At 34.9% G+C, this 18,110-nt stretch carries 13 protein-coding genes; 3 read left to right on the forward strand and 10 right to left on the reverse strand.

All coding sequences use genetic code 11. The features are described from left to right. Nucleotides 1-12 precede the first annotated feature (12 nt). A complete protein-coding gene (locus G7051_RS16820) occupies nt 13-549 on the forward strand; it encodes a DUF3806 domain-containing protein (protein ID WP_166202131.1) in 537 nt (178 codons plus the stop codon). A gap of 70 nt (nt 550-619) precedes the next feature. On the opposite strand, the gene G7051_RS16825 is transcribed toward G7051_RS16820, so the two are convergent. From G7051_RS16825 to G7051_RS16840, 4 genes are all read right to left on the reverse strand, one after another. Then, a complete protein-coding gene (locus G7051_RS16825) occupies nt 620-1,813 on the reverse strand; it encodes a pyridoxal phosphate-dependent aminotransferase (protein WP_166202133.1) in 1,194 nt (397 codons plus the stop codon). Between the two features lie 76 nt (nt 1,814-1,889). Continuing rightward, complete coding sequence (locus tag G7051_RS16830) at nt 1,890-3,107, reverse strand: bifunctional 3,4-dihydroxy-2-butanone-4-phosphate synthase/GTP cyclohydrolase II (RefSeq protein ID WP_166202135.1); 1,218 nt, start codon at nt 3,105-3,107, stop codon at nt 1,890-1,892. A 5-nt stretch (nt 3,108-3,112) separates the two neighbouring features. After that, nucleotides 3,113-4,936, reverse strand: a complete 1,824-nt coding sequence (locus tag G7051_RS16835) for an LptF/LptG family permease (RefSeq protein ID WP_166202137.1) — start codon at nt 4,934-4,936, stop codon at nt 3,113-3,115. A gap of 190 nt (nt 4,937-5,126) precedes the next feature. Beyond that, nucleotides 5,127-5,477, reverse strand: coding sequence for an RNA-binding protein (locus G7051_RS16840; protein WP_166202139.1), 351 nt, complete (start codon nt 5,475-5,477; stop codon nt 5,127-5,129). Nucleotides 5,478-5,783: 306 nt separating this feature from the next. Here G7051_RS16840 and ybaK point away from each other — a divergent pair, with 306 nt between their 5' ends. Next, nucleotides 5,784-6,266, forward strand: coding sequence for a Cys-tRNA(Pro) deacylase (ybaK, locus tag G7051_RS16845; RefSeq protein ID WP_166117334.1), 483 nt, complete (start codon nt 5,784-5,786; stop codon nt 6,264-6,266). Nucleotides 6,267-6,268: 2 nt separating this feature from the next. On the opposite strand, the gene G7051_RS16850 is transcribed toward ybaK, so the two are convergent. From G7051_RS16850 to G7051_RS16865, 4 genes are all read right to left on the reverse strand, one after another. Beyond that, nucleotides 6,269-7,531, reverse strand: coding sequence for a sodium:proton antiporter (locus G7051_RS16850; RefSeq protein ID WP_166202141.1), 1,263 nt, complete (start codon nt 7,529-7,531; stop codon nt 6,269-6,271). Between the two features lie 146 nt (nt 7,532-7,677). Further along, a complete protein-coding gene (locus G7051_RS16855) occupies nt 7,678-8,538 on the reverse strand; it encodes an RNA polymerase sigma factor RpoD/SigA (protein ID WP_166117336.1) in 861 nt (286 codons plus the stop codon). A 194-nt stretch (nt 8,539-8,732) separates the two neighbouring features. Next, nucleotides 8,733-10,265, reverse strand: a complete 1,533-nt coding sequence (locus G7051_RS16860; RefSeq protein WP_166202143.1) for a Do family serine endopeptidase — start codon at nt 10,263-10,265, stop codon at nt 8,733-8,735. A gap of 260 nt (nt 10,266-10,525) precedes the next feature. After that, nucleotides 10,526-12,160: a dipeptidase gene (locus G7051_RS16865; protein ID WP_166202885.1), complete on the reverse strand. Its 1,635-nt coding sequence runs from the start codon at nt 12,158-12,160 to the stop codon at nt 10,526-10,528. 399 nt (nt 12,161-12,559) lie between these two features. On the opposite strand from G7051_RS16865, the gene G7051_RS16870 reads away from it, so the two are divergent. Next, nucleotides 12,560-13,366 carry a hypothetical protein gene (locus G7051_RS16870; RefSeq protein WP_166202145.1) on the forward strand — a complete coding sequence of 269 codons (807 nt, stop codon included), beginning with the start codon at nt 12,560-12,562 and terminating at the stop codon, nt 13,364-13,366. A 104-nt stretch (nt 13,367-13,470) separates the two neighbouring features. Here the strand turns inward: G7051_RS16870 and G7051_RS16875 are convergent, their stop codons facing one another. Beyond that, nucleotides 13,471-15,690, reverse strand: a complete 2,220-nt coding sequence (locus G7051_RS16875) for a tetratricopeptide repeat protein (RefSeq protein WP_166202147.1) — start codon at nt 15,688-15,690, stop codon at nt 13,471-13,473. Nucleotides 15,691-15,741: 51 nt separating this feature from the next. Continuing rightward, entirely contained in the window at nt 15,742-18,021 is a 2,280-nt protein-coding gene (locus tag G7051_RS16880) for a cation:proton antiporter (protein WP_166202149.1), read from the reverse strand. Nucleotides 18,022-18,110: the final 89 nt, after the last annotated feature.

Genomic DNA, 18,110 nt, shown 5'->3' on the forward strand with positions numbered 1-18,110 from the left:
AGATCACAAAGTATGACTAAACAACAAGATATGTCGGATGATGAGAATTTTGAACATAAATCGTTTGAAATAGAAAGGCGCACAGTTGAGTATAAAACTAAAATAGTAGATAAAGTAGAGCAAGATTTAATTAACTTGAGTGATAAAGATAAAAAGTTTATAGCATATAGCTTAGTAGATGCAGAAATTCTATTGACACAACTTAGTCCCGAAAAAAAATTATCTAATTACTCAGCACAAGACTTAGATGAACTCGTCTATCTATGGCTACACAGACGAAATAGATTCAAACTTGTAAGTGAAGAAGAGTTTGTTAATGCCATAGGATCAGCATTCGGTAATTGTCTGAATCGAGCATATGGAACCAAATGGACTATTATCAGTGATGAATATGGCAATGACTTTTCTTGTGTATCAGAAAACCCTGTATTCCAGACATTTCCTTTTAGTTCTATATGGAAAGCAATAGAACACAACAGAGAAGGGTCGTTACAAGCAATTATGGATTTAATTAGAAAACATCTGGATGATGGTTCTTTTGGAAGCTAAAAATCATCTAAATAAAGAAAGGGTTTATATCTGTTGATATAAACCCTTTCTTTATTATTATAGTATATTATTATTTTAATTTTGCCAAAGTTTCTTTTACTCGCTTTAAAGCTTCTACAAGTAATTCATCTGCCGTAGCATACGAAAAGCGAATACAATTAGGAGCTCCGAAAGCTTGTCCTCCAACACAGGCTACATGCCCCTCTTCTAATAAGAACATAGCTAAATCTCCGGAGTTTTCGATTTTTCGACCGTTAAACGATTTTCCTAAATAGTAAGAACAGTCAGGAAATACATAAAATGCTCCATCAGGCTTTTCAATTTTGAATCCTTCTATTTCAGATGTCAACTTATAAACCAAATCTCGACGACGTTCAAAAGCCTGACGCATAGTTTCAATACATGACTGATCACCTGTATAGGCGGCTTCAGCTGCCTTTTGAGTAATAGATGATGGACCCGACGTAACTTGCCCCTGCAATTTATTACAAGCATCAGCAATCCACTTAGGAGCAGCTATCCAGCCCAAACGCCATCCTGTCATCGCATATCCTTTAGATACGCCATTTATAATTACAACACGGTCTCTAACATTCTCAAACTGAGCTATACTTTCATGCTTTCCTACATAATTGATATGCTCATATATTTCATCTGCCAGAATAATTATATTCGGATGTTTAGCCAATACATTTGCTAAAGCTTCTAATTCTGACTTGGAATATATACTTCCGGTAGGATTAGAAGGTGAACACAAAATAATAGCACGTGTTTTTGCAGTGATTGCACTTTCAAGCTGAGCAGGTGTTATTTTAAAATTTTGTTCGATTCCCGCAGTAACAATAACACTTGTTCCTTCGGCTAATTTCACCATTTCGATATAACTTACCCAATATGGAGCAGGAATAACCACCTCGTCTCCCTTATTTACAACACTAGCAAGAACATTATAAACCGATTGTTTAGCTCCATTTGAACAAACAATTTGGTCGGGCTGAAAACTTAAATTATTTTCTTTTTCCAGTTTCGAGCAAATCGCTTTTCGTAAAGACAAAAATCCGGTCACAGGACTATAGAATGAAAAGTTGTCATCTATCGCTTTTTTCGCTGCCTCCTTTATGTGATCCGGAGTATAAAAATCCGGCTCACCTACACTCAGATTAATAACATCTATACCCTGAGCTTTCAATTCAGAGCTCTTTTGTGACATTGCCAATGTTTCGGATGCCGAAAGATTAGCGATACGATCTGCTACCTGTCCCATTTTAATTTTTATTCTTTATTTGTATTTTTCTAGTTTATATATACTGAGTAATGCTAAATATTAGAGTCATACGAACTTAATCCAAATTATGTAGGATATGCCCCATTCTATCTTTTTTAGTCTTCATATAAGCCTCATTATACTTATTAGGAGTAATCTCGATAGGTAAATTGCCAACAACTTCTAATCCGAAAGACTCAAGTCCTACTCGCTTCACAGGATTATTGGTTAACAAACGCATCTTCTTTATATTCAAATCTCTTAGTATTGCCGCTCCGACACCATAGTCACGCTCATCTGCATTATAACCTAAGTGTAAATTTGCATCTACTGTATCCAGACCTTCTTCTTGTAGCTTATAAGCCTCTATTTTTGCCATAAGACCAATACCTCTGCCTTCTTGATTCAGGTAGACAATCACTCCTTTACCCTCTTTTTGGATCATCTCCATCGATTTATGCAACTGCTCGCCACATTCACAACGTTTGGATCCGAAAATATCTCCGGTCATACAAGACGAATGTACTCTAACTAAAATTGGTTCATCGGCAGACCATGTACCCTTTATCAAAGCAATGTGTTCTAAACCATTTGACTTTTGTTTAAAAGGAATCAAACGGAAATCGCCGTATTCAGTAGGCATATTAACTTCAACACCTTTCTCAATCAAAGATTCACGGCTTAATCTATATTTAACCAGATCTGCCACCGATATAATTTTAAGACCAAAGTCTTTAGAAAATTTCATTAATTCGGGAAGACGTGCCATTTCTCCGTCTTCTTTTTTTATTTCGATCAAAACACCTGCCGGATATAATCCCGCTAATTTTGCTAAATCAACAGCCGCTTCAGTGTGCCCAATACGACTCAACACCCCCTTATCTCTTGCTCTAAGAGGGAAGACGTGACCTGGGCGTCCTAAGTCTTCGGCTTTTGTTTCAGCCTTAGCTAAAGCTAAGATGGTCTGAGATCTATCAAATGAAGAAATACCTGTAGTACAACCGTGTCCTAATAAATCTACGGATACGGTAAAAGGTGTAGCATGCACAGATGTATTGCTAGTAACCATCATTGGTAAATCCAACTCATCACATCTCTCTCCTGTTAAAGGAACACAAAGAAGTCCTTTCGCATGAGTTTCCATAAAATTCACTTTTTCTGGAGTAATTGCTTCTGCTGCAATTATCAGATCACCTTCATTTTCACGATCTTCATCGTCAACTACAACAACAAAGTTACCTTTCTTTATCTCTTCTATCGCTTCTTCGATAGTATCTAATTTTATATCTAACATAATAATTATATGTTTGTTATTATTGTTTGTTCTTTATAAGATAGTAATATCTTTTTCATTTTATTCTTATGTAAAAAGTATAAAATAAAGTAAAATGGTATTCCAATCGTAAAATTCAGAATTATACCCGATATTTCGATCTTCTCTTTTATCCTTGAATAAAATTCCTGTCGGGTAAAGAATATATCAATAAGTAAAAATAAATATAATATCCCACTTATCCATTGTAAAATAGAAAAGGTTGAGCTTATAAAACCTTTAGTCAGAGTAACCGCTATTGAAGTCAAAAGAAATGCAGCAAATACTTTCAATGCATCTTTTGCTCTTTTATCATAAGTAGAGAAAAGTTCATTTAATGTCATTAAACTACGATCTCCGAATAATTTCACATAATAATTTCGATAGGCATCAGCATTGAATAAGGCAGAGTCATTTATAGCCTTATAAGTAATAAATACCCCTAGAGGAAACAGTATGAAAGAACTTAGCCAAACACCTTGCCATACAGCCCAAACACCGTCTCTTGCCATTTTGTATCCGAGATTATCTATAATATAATAGATAATGAATAGAATAACAGAAACTACAACGGGCATCCCTAAGCCTCCTTTTCGGATAATTGCACCTAACGGAGCACCAATAAAAAAGAAGATAAGGCATGCAAACGATAGGGTAAATTTACGTTGCAACTCAACATTATGTTGTCGTATTTTCTTTTGAGTATCAATCTTGGAAATTGAGCGAAACATAAAATCATTTTTATTTGCTTCGGCCCGTGACATTGCTTCACTATAAACACTTACTCTTTCGGATGGAGAAAGAGAGTTCAATACTGAATCCAGACTATAACTATAATCCAGTTTCTCTTCTTGAACATGGGTTGTATCAGTTTGATAATTATTCCGATACGACAAATAAGTATATTTCAGCATTACCTTTCGGTCATTGATATTTAAACTATCAACGATGGTTGTTAGAGAATCAACAGAAGCTCTTAACTGCGAAACATTTTTCGCGATTTGGGTGCCATCCATAGATGCTTCATCCATTCTATTAAAATTAGCATCAAAAGGAATTATAACCTCTTTTTCTTTAAAATTCTCACGACTATAAGGTACAAACTTATCATTCCGAACAGTCGCTCTATCTCCTAAGCCCGATTGTTTGAAATTTGCAAATTGTTGTCCATTATATAAATTAAGCTGTAAGTAATCTTTATTAGAAGACATTTTCATTTTGGCGGAATCACAAACTATCACAGCCATATTATCAAAACCTTTAGATACATCGTATATCATCACATCTCTCAAGGTTCCGGTCTCTTTATCTTTAGTCTTTACATAGATATTATAATTATCAATACCCGAATAAAAAGATCCCTCAGGAATATCCAACTCCGGAGATTTCTGTTTTACCGAAATCATTAAGGTTCTGAACTTAACATTTATCTTGGGAATAATATCATTCTGAAAGAAGAAAGCTCCAATACAAACCAATACCATGAGAATGATTAGTGGACGCATGGCTCGAAGAAGAGATATTCCGGCCGCTTTAATTGCCAATAACTCATAGCGTTCGCCCAGATTACCAAAAGACATCAGAGAGGCCAATAATATAGCCAATGGCAATGCCATAGGTACTAATGTTAGAGCAGCATATAAGAATAATTCAGCCAGCACATGAGTATCAAGACCCTTGCCAACTAAATCTTCGACATACTTCCACAAAAACTGCATTAATATAATAAACAAACAGATGGCAAATGTCATGAAGAACACAGGCACAAATGTTTGTAATATATATAAGTATAAACGTTTTATACGTAACATCAAACTTTATCTTAATAAGATCTAAGATCTTTTATTACTTTGGTTATTGTATCGTTATTACCACGAATATATCAATAATAATTCCTCGTATTTACAAGAACAAAGTTAGTAAAAAAAACCTGCTAAAAAACAGAAAAGAGATAGTATAAACTATCTCTTTTCTTGTGGCTTTATATAAATATTCTAAATATTAATATCTTTCGCGATTGAAACCGCCACCTGAGTTGCCACCTCTTCTGTTACCGCCGCCGAAGCCACCGCCAGAATTGCTTCTACGAGGACCACCTGCGCCACCTTCAGTTCTTGGACGTGCAACTGATACAGAAATAGTTCTGCCATCATACTCAGCACCGTTCAATTCATCAATAGCTTTTTGACCTGAAACTTCGTCATTCATTTCAACGAAACCGTAACCTTTAGAACGACCAGTTTCTCTGTCCATAATAACTTTAGCAGAAGCGATCTCTCCGTATTCTCCAAATAAATCATTTAGGTCAGCATCTGTAATACTATAGCTTAACCCAGCAATAAAAATGTTCATAAAAAAATGTAATTAAAAAAAAATAAATAATTGTGTTTAGCAAAGAACCAAATTCAGAGAGAAATGATATACTAACCAAGATACTTGAGAAAGAAATTAAAACTGTCTGTCTAAAAATTACTTATGCACTCACAAATATAGCAATAAAATTGAGATGTTGTGTTTTTATATAGCAAATATACAAGCCTATACTTTATTTTAACTAAATCGGACAGTTTTATGAATTTATTAACATCATGGAGCTCGTCTGATATACTTTACAATATATTACTTTTGCAACTATAGGATAAATTACATTGCATTAATATGAAAATCAATAAAACAAACGCTGCCAGATTATTAGACAAAGCTAAAATTAATTACGAGCTAATTCCTTACGAAGTTGATGAATCAGACCTTAGCGCCATCCATGTAGCGAAACAACTAAACGAGCCTATCGAGCAGCTATTTAAAACTTTAGTATTGAAAGGTGATAAATCCGGATATTTTGTCTGCATAATACCAGGTGCAGAAGAACTCGATTTAAAATTAGCTGCAAAAGCTTCAGGGAACAAAAGTTGCCAAATGATCTTAATGAAAGATTTATTGAATGTAACAGGATATATAAGAGGTGCCTGTTCTCCTATCGGCATGAAGAAGAAATATCCAACATACATACATTCGACCTGTGAAGATTTCGATTTTATTTATATCAGTGCAGGACAAAGAGGCTTACAAATAAAAATAGCTCCGACTGACCTACTCAAGGTTATCGAAGCTACTGTTTCTATACTTTTCGAAAAAGAGTAAAGCTATGATATTTTAATTTTCTTAGCTAATTTCCCGATTGTCAATCCTTGAACGATAATAGAAAACACAACAACAAAATAAGTTGCTGCTATAAGCACTTGCTTAAACGGTCCTTCTGCTATAGAAAGAGCCAAAGCAATAGAAACCCCTCCTCGAAGACCTCCCCAAACAAGTATCTTTATTGTACCACTTGAAAACTTCTCTTTAAAAGGAATAATTAATGTTGGAATCTTTATAGAAATATATCGTGCAAATAAAACTACAACGATACAGATACAACCTATTAACCAGTAATTATGAAGATTAGGTATTAACAATAATTCAAATCCTATAAAAAGAAATAAAATTGCATTAAACACCTCATCCAACAATTCCCAAAAGTGACCAACATGACTACTTGTTTCAACTTCACTTTCTTTTCGCTTCCTTTTAGACTCTCCAATAATAAGCCCTGCTGCCACCATAGCTAATGGACCAGATATATGCATAGCATGAACGATTAACGACCCTCCCATCACCACAGATAATGTGATTAAGACAGAAACCTTATAATCATTCGCAGTCTTCATTGCTCTTGCGGCAATATATCCTAAAAGAAGACCCACAATAAAACCTCCAGCCGCTTCCTTTATAAACAGCCATGATATATTGGTAAAAGAAAGATCCACAGACTCTCCTTGTGCTAATTTCAATATCACAGCAAAAACAACAACGGCAACACCATCATTAAATAATGATTCTCCGGCGACCTTTGTTTCTACCGATTTCGAAACTTTAGCCTCTTTCAATATGCTCAATACTGCAATGGGATCAGTTGGCGAAATCAACGAACCAAATAACAAACAATATATAAATGGTATCTCTAAATGCAAATCGACCATAGGCAACAGTCTATTTAATAAAAAGTAGAGAGCAAAACCAATTACGAAAGTAGATATAACAACACTTAATGTTGAGAAAATGATTACAGGCAAACGCTGTTCCCTCAGATCATTTATATTAATATGTATAGCTCCGGCAAACAATAGGAAATTAAGCATACCATTCATTAATATTTCAGAGAAATTAAGGCTGCCTATCAGTTTAGAAAAATCCTGCAATGAACCTGTTGTTATTAAATTCCCAATAAAAACAAGACAAATCGACACGATCATGGCAATAACCATAATACCTATAGTTGCAGGTAGCTTTAAAAATCGAACATTAATATACGAAAAAATCGTAGCTATTACAATAAGAATAGAAAAGGTATAATATAATTCCATTTATCTCACATTAAAGAAGTAAAAAAAGAAGTTTGTCAGACAAATATAATAAAAAATGACTTTTCACAAGCAATGCCTAGTATTAAAATAAAAAAGAGACTACTAAAATAGCAGTCTCTTTATATATTTTGAGTCTTATGGTTTTCTTAACCTAAATAACCCTTAAGTAATTTACTTCTTGAATTCTGACGCAATCTTTTGATTGCCTTCTCTTTGATTTGCCTAACACGCTCACGCGTAAGCTGGAATTTATCCCCAATTTCCTCTAATGTCATCTCTTGACAGCCTATACCAAAAAACATTTTGATAATATCACTTTCCCTTTCGGTTAAAGTAGACAAGGCTCTTTCAATTTCCTGCTGAAGAGACTCGTTCATCAATGAACGGTCTGCAATAGGAGCATCATCATTTACTAATACGTCAAGCAAACTATTATCTTCACCTTCCACAAATGGAGCATCCATAGAAATATGACGGCCTGAAACCTTCAAAGAATCTGAGATTTTATCAACAGGAATATCCAGTTGCTCTGCTAATTCTTCGGGTGAGGGCTTACGCTCATTCTCTTGCTCAAACTTTGAGAAAGCTTTGCTAATTTTGTTTAGCGAACCTACCTGATTTAAAGGAAGACGTACTATACGCGATTGCTCTGCTAATGCTTGTAAGATAGATTGGCGAATCCACCAAACAGCATAACTGATAAATTTAAACCCTCTGGTTTCATCAAATTTCTCAGCAGCTTTAATCAAACCTAAATTCCCTTCGTTAATAAGGTCAGGTAAACTTAATCCTTGATTTTGGTATTGCTTCGCTACAGAAACTACAAAACGAAGGTTAGCCCTTGTTAGCTTTTCTAACGCTGCTCTATCTCCTCGTTTTATGGCCTGAGCCAATTCTACCTCTTCTTCTACAGTGATAAGATCCTCACGACCAATCTCTTGAAGATACTTATCCAAAGATGCACTCTCTCGATTTGTTATCGATTTTGTAATCTTTAACTGTCTCATCTATTCGCTTTAAATATTAAATTTCCAAACAAGTGTGCAAAGATATGAATTAAATATCAATTTTAGATCACCAAATTATAATAAAAATCACTTCCAGGCAATTATTCTTGTTCTTATATTATAATAACGTTTAACTCTCCATTTTGATCGGAGAATTAAACGTTATAGTTTGTTAATAGCCTAATTCTTCGAAGTTATTCATTCAAATCAATTGCGTAATATTTGGTTCTGCCATTAGGATAAAATCCTGAAATAAACAATCCCTTATCTTGGCTTTTACTTACAGCATCTATAATTTGCTCTACTTCATCGGGTGAAGAAACTGATGCATTGTTAATTTTCATAATAATAAACCCTTTAGAGATTCCTTCTTTTTTAAATTTACCACCGTCATCAACTCCTGCAACCTCTACTCCATAGCTCACACCATATTGTTTCTTTTGTTCTTCTGTCAGTTTCTTAAAAGCAGCTCCTACAGCAGCTAAACCATCGGTTTTCTTCACAACAGAAGTACTGCCTGAACTATTTTTCAATACTACATTAACTGATTTTGTATCACCATTTCTATTAATCGTAAGCTCCACTTTATCGCCGGGACGATATCGATTTACAAGATCTTGAAGTTCACCAACACTACGAACCTTCGTTTTGTTTACCGCAACAATTACATCTCCTTCAAGAACCCCAGCCTCTTTTGCCGGACTACGATCGGCAAAGCCTCCAACATATACACCTTCTTTCACCTTCAAGGCTTTTGCTTTTTCCGGATTTATGTCATCAACTGCCGATACATCACTAATCATAACACCTAAAACAGCTCGTTGTACAGTTCCAAATTCCTTAATATCTGCCACAACCTTTCCTGCTATCGAAATAGGTACTGCAAAACCATATCCCGCAAAGTTTCCTGTTTGAGAATATATAGCAGTGTTTATTCCTATCAATTGGCCATTTGTATTCACTAAGGCTCCTCCACTATTACCCGGATTGATAGCTGCATCTGTTTGGATAAAAGACTGAATAGTCATATCTCCCCCACCCGGTTTTCCGGCACCGATGCCTCCACGACCTTTTGCGCTTACAATTCCCGCAGTAACGGTAGAAGTCAAATTAAACGGATTACCTACAGCTAGCACCCATTCTCCAACTTTCAAATCATCTGAATTACCAAATGGAACATACGGAAAGTCATTTCCTTCTAATTTCAACAGGGCAATATCAGTTGTGGGGTCAGCACCTATCAACTTAGCTGTATACTTTCGGTTATCATTCATGGTAACCTCTATTTCAGTAGCCTTATCAATCACGTGGTTATTTGTAATCACATAACCATCTTTCGATATAATAACTCCTGAACCATAACCTACACTTGGCTGTGGATTTGCATACTCCGAACCTCCACGATCACCGAAGCCAAAAAAATACTCAAAAGGGTCAACCATTTGCCTCTGACGACGTCCGGCTGTTTCAACAGCCTTCACTGTTGATTTGATATGTACTACTGCATGAATAGAGCTTTCGGCTGCTTTTGTGAAATCGGGATATCCGTCCGCTGTCAATGAAGCCAAGTGCACATTCTTTTGATCAAAATCCTGTGCATAATTAAAAATGTCAGCACTACCATAATTAGCACGGTTACTCAGATAGCTATACGTGCCATATGAAGCTCCGATACTTATTAATGCAGCTACAAGATAAGTAGAAGCACTTTTCCAAATTTTCGTCATATTCTTATTCGTTTTTTATTTATATTAAGTCATTTTTATTCCTCGTCAAATGTATAAACAAAAACTATTCACTCGACCACTTGAAAGTTCGTTTTTTAACACTTTTAACCAGTGAAAATTAAGCTTAACAGGGTTTAACAAGCTAACAGTCAATACTAACATTTATTCTCAACTCACACTGACAACTTGTCAGCAAATAAAAAAAAGACCGCCTCAGAAAGAAGCGATCCTTTATAAATCAAAAGTATCTTTAGATGTTGTTATTCTGCAACTTTAAACCGATCACCTGTTTCCCGAACTACTTCTTTGTAGAATTTTTGAGGATAGCCTACACGTTGTGGTGCCGATGGGTTTCCGTGTTCATTACGAATAAATTCTCCGTCTTTTTCCTTACGGACAATTCCATCCATATATTTTATAGTCAAGAATTCTCCTAGTTTCTTCCAATTATCAAAAGCATATTGTGCCTGCTCGCCACTATATTGTGTTAAATAAGCAACAGCTTTTGCGGGAGACTCAGTATACAATTCCAAAGCTTTCTTCTCAACATCTGTTTGTTGCGACAAAAACTTTGATTCAAGCTGTTGTTGTACCTTCAATAAATCAGGATGCATATAATTATATTTGCCATAAACCATGTTCGACACCCAATTATGTATCCAAAATGCCGAAGTCCAAGAGAATGTATATAAATCTCCATTCCCCACCCTATATCCCTCAGGAATTTCAGTTATTGAAGCATACATCGGAACAAATACGGTCTGATCAGGATCATCTACCCCAAACCAAAGAACTCCCCCTATAGAATTAGGTAACCACGAACGCATTTGAGAAACAAAAACAAAACCTGCCTGCTGTGTGGCAATAGGGCGTTCGTTACAATATTTCACAGAGTCAACCTCCCACTCTAATGGTGCCCAACGGTAAGGAGACTCGAAAGGACCTGCTCCTATGTCAAAACGCCAATCTAAAGGAGTGCCTTCATAATGATTTCTCATCATCTCTTTCAGGTCAGTCAAACTTACTTTTCTATCAGGCTTAATATATAGAGGCATAGGCTCGTGAGTTTGTCCTAAAGCATAAGTCACAAAACTGGCCATATCTTTATTAAAAGTATTGAAAAAGCTCCATACACGGGCTTCACAATAGCGTTGTCCACCAAAGTCCAATGGATTATATGCTTTGGCAAAGCTGAAATCTGCATCTTTTCCCGAAAAATATCCTTTTTCACGGGCAAAAGAAATCACATCTTTAGAATAAAGACAATCTTTAGAGCCCTTCAAAGGGAACTGTTGTATACGTGCCTGATTAGCATGAGCCGATATACAATCGTCAGGAATACGCACAGCTACCCAAACAGCACCTTTATTACCTTTTCCTTTTCCGATCATTTCCATAACCCAAACCTCATTTGGATCGCCAATCGAAAAAGATTCGCCTCCACTTGCATAGCCATATTCAGCAACCAAGTCGGTCATTACTTTAATAGCCTCACGAGCCGTTTTAGCCCGTTGTAAGGTTATATATATAAGACTTCCATAATCGACTATGCCATCCGGATCAACAAGTTCTTCACGTCCCCCAAATGTAGATTCAGAAATCGTCAACTGATGTTCATTCATGTTCCCTACGACATTGTATGTCTCAGCAACCTGCTTTATCTCTCCTAAAAATTTCCCCGAATCCCAATCATATACTTTGAGCATTTCTCCCGCCGCATATTTTTGTGCCGGCCAATGGTACAATTCTCCATACAGAGAATATGAATCAGCAGAGTAAGTAATCATAGTAGAACCATCAGTAGAGGCAGCTTTTCCAACCAGCAAACTCGTACAAGCAAATGCCGTCGAAAAACTAACAATTCCTGAAAAAAGTAACAATAAAGCCTTTTTCATCATTTTTTTTCTTTATAATATTTTATTAGATTTGTTTTGATTTTGTAAATATACATTATAAAAAAATAAATGCAAAGAAGAGCAGATGAGTCTTTTCAACGCAATTTAATATAACGAAAATATTATTATTGTAAGGGAATATAAAACATGTTTTAGAATATATATTTTTACTTGGAACTTATGTAATAAACGTGTTTCTTTGTATCGATAACCTAAAACAATCTTTTTACCTTAAACACTAATACCTAAATTAACTCATAAAAGGAGATTTTGTGAAAAATCTCCTTTTATTATTTTAAACACACTCATTTTACGCCATTTTTTTCTTTCACACTTCAAATTATTATTTACATTTGCCAACAAATTTATTTTTATTTTAATCAATAAAAACTCCTATTTATGAGAAGCTTATATTTATTAAGTGCTCTTATTCTTCTAGGGATTCTATACCCTGATCAACAAGCAAAAGCAACCGGCATAGATGACAAAACATTAAAGAATACGTCTGTATATTCCGTATACGAGTTATCCTCAAAAACAACAGCCATAGTTATTAATTACGCTGAGACAGATTCGGCAACAGTTTTTGATAAGATTTTTGACCGGATAGAAGAACAAGATTCAATTAAAGCAAATTGGTTTTACTCTCAGTTTGATGAATCTATTCCAGTGAGAGGTGTAGAAATAGTAGATACTAGCGGCGTCTATAGTCTTCTTTATAATAAAAAAGTAGAAAATGAGATGATGCCTCAAATGAACAAAGAGTTTTATATATACGGAACCAAAGGTTTCGAAGTTCTAAAACCTGAAAAATTTGTTTTTGGACTTGATGAATGTAAGACAAATATATTTGCTTTCACAATAGATAAATTTGACTCTAACAAAAACGGAACACCCATTCTTGCTTCTGACAAAAAAATAGAAATTGTTTTTGGTCGAAATTATCAAGGGATAGAACGCAAAATAAATGACTACTATAACAGCATAGAGGCTGATTACAGAGATAATACACCAACTAAAGTATATGCTAATGTTGGAAATTTATATTTCGTATATACCGATGATTTTAAATGGCGTGACACATTTAGTTTCGATAATACAGAATGCTTTTTCCCTTCTCGTGCAATATTCAGATTAGAAAAAGATGGTACGGTTACACCTATATGGGAGGATAGTCTGGACTTATTTGGAATCCCCTGCGATTAAGTTTGCAAACATTTAACAACACACACTCCAAGATACAGAAAGAGCCTATGAATATAAACGTTCATAGGCTCTTTTAGTTAAAGAATAACAAGGAAATTAAACTCTTAATCAAGCTTATACCTTAATTCATCTAATAGAATTGGAAAGAAAGATATATCTATACCGGCGGCAATAAGTTCTTTTGCATCCTCTTCGAATAAACTTACAAACTGATTGAAGTCTGTAGTCTTATAAGCAGCTTTTAAATAACAATCTAATGCTGATTTCTTACGATTAAGACACAATTCGACATGTCCGGCATTTAGGAAGTCGTGCACATTAGGCTTATCAGCCAATATTTGCTGGTAATACTGTTGTGCCAAATCAAATTTTCGCAACAAAAAAGCAGTCCAGGCAATAGGTCTCCATGCTTTAGAGCTTTTACTATCTAAAACCTCTATCTTAAAATAGCTGTTTAGAGCCTTATCGTACTCGCCCAAATCTAAATAACAATGACCTATATTCAGTTCAATGTTTAAATTATTAGGATTCAATTGAGCTGCACGTTGATAATACTCTAACGCATGCTGTGGATCTTTCAACGATCTATACACCTGAGCAATCCGCTTTATTATCCACGAGTTATCAGGTGATAACAATTCGGCTTGCAAGAAAGCTTCTAATGCGCCGCTTAGATCGTCCAGCATCTGCTTACAATAACCAACTTTTTGCCATAGGTCGGATTCAAACGAACCATCCGCAATTAATTTTCGATAAATACCAAGTGCTTCGGCAAAGAAATTCTTATCAAAACAATAATTGGCTATTTGCAACATTGATTTATGATCTGAAATTAAGGGAGCAATTGATTTTTTATCATAAAAATTCAATCTCAACTTAAATATATCAAAGAAGTTATTTTTGTAAGGATACAACTTAAAGAATCTGTATAAATCTTGAATATATTGATTAGAAATTACATCCTCATTTACTTTAGGATTAAGGGATTCTGCATCTTTTTGAATCTCTTTAAGCTGATCAGCCTCTTCTCCAAAGCGTCCTGCCATCATCTGTCTTTGGCTCACAGGGATTTGCAATAAGCTTAAAGCAAACGAATACTTATCGGAATTACACATATGGCTTGAATTCAAAACTGCTGTCTGCAACAATCCATTTAAACCATCTTTATCCGAAAATAAAGGTTGTAGTTCTGAATACTGAGTATCAAATGGCAAAAACCAATTGCTCAGTTCACCAAAAAAAGAGAAGTTTTTCAAATTAGAAAAAGTGGAGTGAAAAACATCTGCCCCTTCCATCTGTAGACTTGAATATTCTTGTAATTTATTAGCTAAACCCGAATTCTCAAGTTCTTTTTGCCAATCAGGATTTTTGTCAGCAAAATCGGTTTCACCCATCAAATCCTGCATATTTAACTTTTTACCTGCAAGCGAATTAAACTTCATCATCTCAGGTATAATCTCTTCGGTCAGCTTACGACTGATCTCTTCAGTCTCACGTGAGCGAATCAATTGTTTGACGACAGCCAATACAGATCGACGGAAAGAATCATCTTCTGCCAATGCATCTAATTTGAATTGACACTCCGGATATAATTGCCAACGCACATCATACATTTGCAAAACAATAATAAGCCCGACAATAGCTCGTTGCCTGATTGCTTCTTGATTCGACCGACACGCATCCATTAACACACACATTTTACGCCCATCAAAACGATGAAACAGATTTAGTGTTAAAGCAGATACGAATAATAATTTCTCACGAACAGAAACATCCTGATTATTTATAAAAGAAGTATATTCTAATTCTTGTTTTTTACCTGCACGAGGTGAAACAAATGTATAATTGAAAAGCTCGGAACCCACACGTTCTCTTTTAACAGACAATTCGCGTTCTCTTGCATTCTTAACATCTCCGGCATCCAGAAGATCTGTCAATGCCCACGAATCTGAAATTTCCTTGAGTTGTTTTTGAATTTCGTCTAATGTCAAAGGTGTTCGAATTGTGTTAATTCTCAACCGCTCATAAAATATATTAGAAGAATCAATTGTCAGCAATTCATCTGATGCATCATCGGTAAGCTCATACAACGTTCGCAAAATAGTATTGTATATAACGTCTTTTTGAGGATCAATAGTATCCTCAAACTGATAGTGCAACATATATTTATAATTGGTCTCCAATTCACTCAATTTTTCTGCGGCATGCCAGTCTTGAGTATTTACAACCAATTTTGCCAATAATTCAAAAGCATCCTTCAACTGCCGTTTTGACAGTTTATCAAGTATGTCTTTTTTATATGTAAGTGTATTTCTATTATCCATAATCTACATTCAGCCAATATTTTATATACTAAACACTCATTAATTAATTAATTAGTCATTCAATATCAAAGTCGATGGAAGATCTTTTTCCCAAGAAGGGTATCTTTCTCTCAGATTTTTCCAGCTCTTTAAACTAACCATTAATAAATCGTGCTTCTTAAAGATGTCAACGTCTATCGGAATATTATTGTTCCATAATTGGAATAAATAAGGATTGACTGCTTTTATACCTCTCACGCTTTTCACGAACTCAATTGAACTATCCATCAAACCTATTGCATCCCAAAGAGTAATCCGAACATATGAATTCTGAGTAAGACGTTCCATAAAATCGCCAACAAAAATATCATCTTCATCCAAAATAGGAACTATAACATTTTTGATCTCTGTTAAACCTTTATCAATAAATATGCCAACTGATAAATTACTATTTTTCAAGACAGAGTGAGTTCCATCCCCCAGTGACAATACATCGCGATTACTAACCCTTTTACTTTTCTTCATAAATGAAAATAAATGAGCAGGAAAACGCAACAATTTAGTAGAAAATCCAAGGAATTGTCCCAAAAGATTACCTTGATATATAGAATAATGGGCTCCAATCAACAACAAGTCGTATCCCCCATCATTAGATAATTTCACTATTTTAGCAAAAGGCTCAGATGCCACTTCAAACATAGTATTGATGGGTTGATCTAATTGGTGTGCTTTTTCTAAAATGGGTTCAAATGTATCACGTTCCTCATCTTCGATATTATATTGATATAAATTATTACCGGGGGTAAAATGCACCATATTCACCTCTGAATAATTCTGACTCTTTTTCACAAAAGAATTCGCTATCAGCAATAATTTTTCACCTAATTCAATATTTTTAAACGGAGCCAATATTCTATATATCTTTCGCTCCGGCATCACATTTTCAGGAATTCTATTTTTGAAGACTTTCTCTATAAGATCCAACAATGGGCTTGTCATAAATGTGGTAACTAAAGCCATTACAACCATCATCGCAAACACTTCAGGTGTAAGAATCCCTAAATCGTAACCAATATTAAGAACTACAAGTTCCATTAAACCTCTGGTATTCATCAATGCTCCGATTGTAAAGCTCGATTTCCAATCAAACCCGATAAACCGAGATACGAGTGCACCTCCTATCAATTTTCCACTTGTGGCAATCAAAATAATGATTCCACAAATCATCCATAAAGAGCCATCATTTAAAAGTCCAATCCGTGTATTTAAACCCGTATAAACAAAGAATAACGGAAGTAATATAACTAAAGATATATCTTCTATTTTATCGATAAATAATTTCCTGAAGTTGATATTAGGGGGCATTATAACCCCTGCCAGAAATGCACCAAACAACGGATGGATACCTATAATACTGGTTAAATATGACGAAAGGAATAATACAAGAAAAAAGATTCCTATAATTGATTTACTTATAATATTCTTAGATGTTTGAAGGTCAGCAACACGTTGTAAGAAAGGACGTACCAACTTAAACATAAGAACAACATACACAACTGCAAAGAATATAACATATAAAGAACTAACAAATGTACCTGCTTTCGCAATAGCTATTACAGCAGCCAAAAGACACCATGCTGTTATATCATCGACAGCTGCACAAGTTATAACCATAGCACCTAACGGCGTTTTATTAAGACCTCTTTCGTGCACAATTCTTGCTAATACAGGAAAAGCAGTAATACTCATTGCTATCCCCATAAATAAAGCAAAAGAAACAAAATGAGAATTGGGATGAGAAAAATACGGATAGATAAAATAGGAAAAAACAGTACCTAAGGTAAAGAGTATTGCAATACAGGAATGACTTATCAGTATAGCATCATTCGCCCTATTTTTCAACACTTTAAGATCTAATTCCATACCGACAATAAACATAAACAGTATTAAACCAATCTCACTGAGAAGCTTAATACTGCCAATAGAGGATGCGGGAAAAATAAGATCTGACATTTCAGGAAAAAATGCCCCTAAGAGTGAAGGACCTAACACAATACCGGCTATGATTTCACCTATTACCGTAGGCTGACCAATTTTTTGACAAATCCAGCCAAAAAGCCGGACAAAACATAAAATAACAATAATCTGGAGGATTAATAATGCTGTAGATCCGGTTGCTTCCTGTATTACCGATGTCGAAAAATTAGTCCATGCTGAATGTTGACTAACAATCTCATTTCCATTTAAAGAAGGCTGTAATTGATTTTGACCTAAGGATAAAACAAAATAGATTACAATGGATAATACACCTATTACTGATATATAAAATATAAGGTTTTTATGTTTGCTCATACGTTTAGCACATAATTCATTTGAGCACAAATATACGAATTTTGTACTAGACACCTGACATATGCCAAGAGTAATAGTCTCAACTTTTT

It is taken from the genome of Dysgonomonas sp. HDW5B (genome assembly GCF_011299335.1).
Taxonomy (GTDB): domain Bacteria; phylum Bacteroidota; class Bacteroidia; order Bacteroidales; family Dysgonomonadaceae; genus Dysgonomonas_A.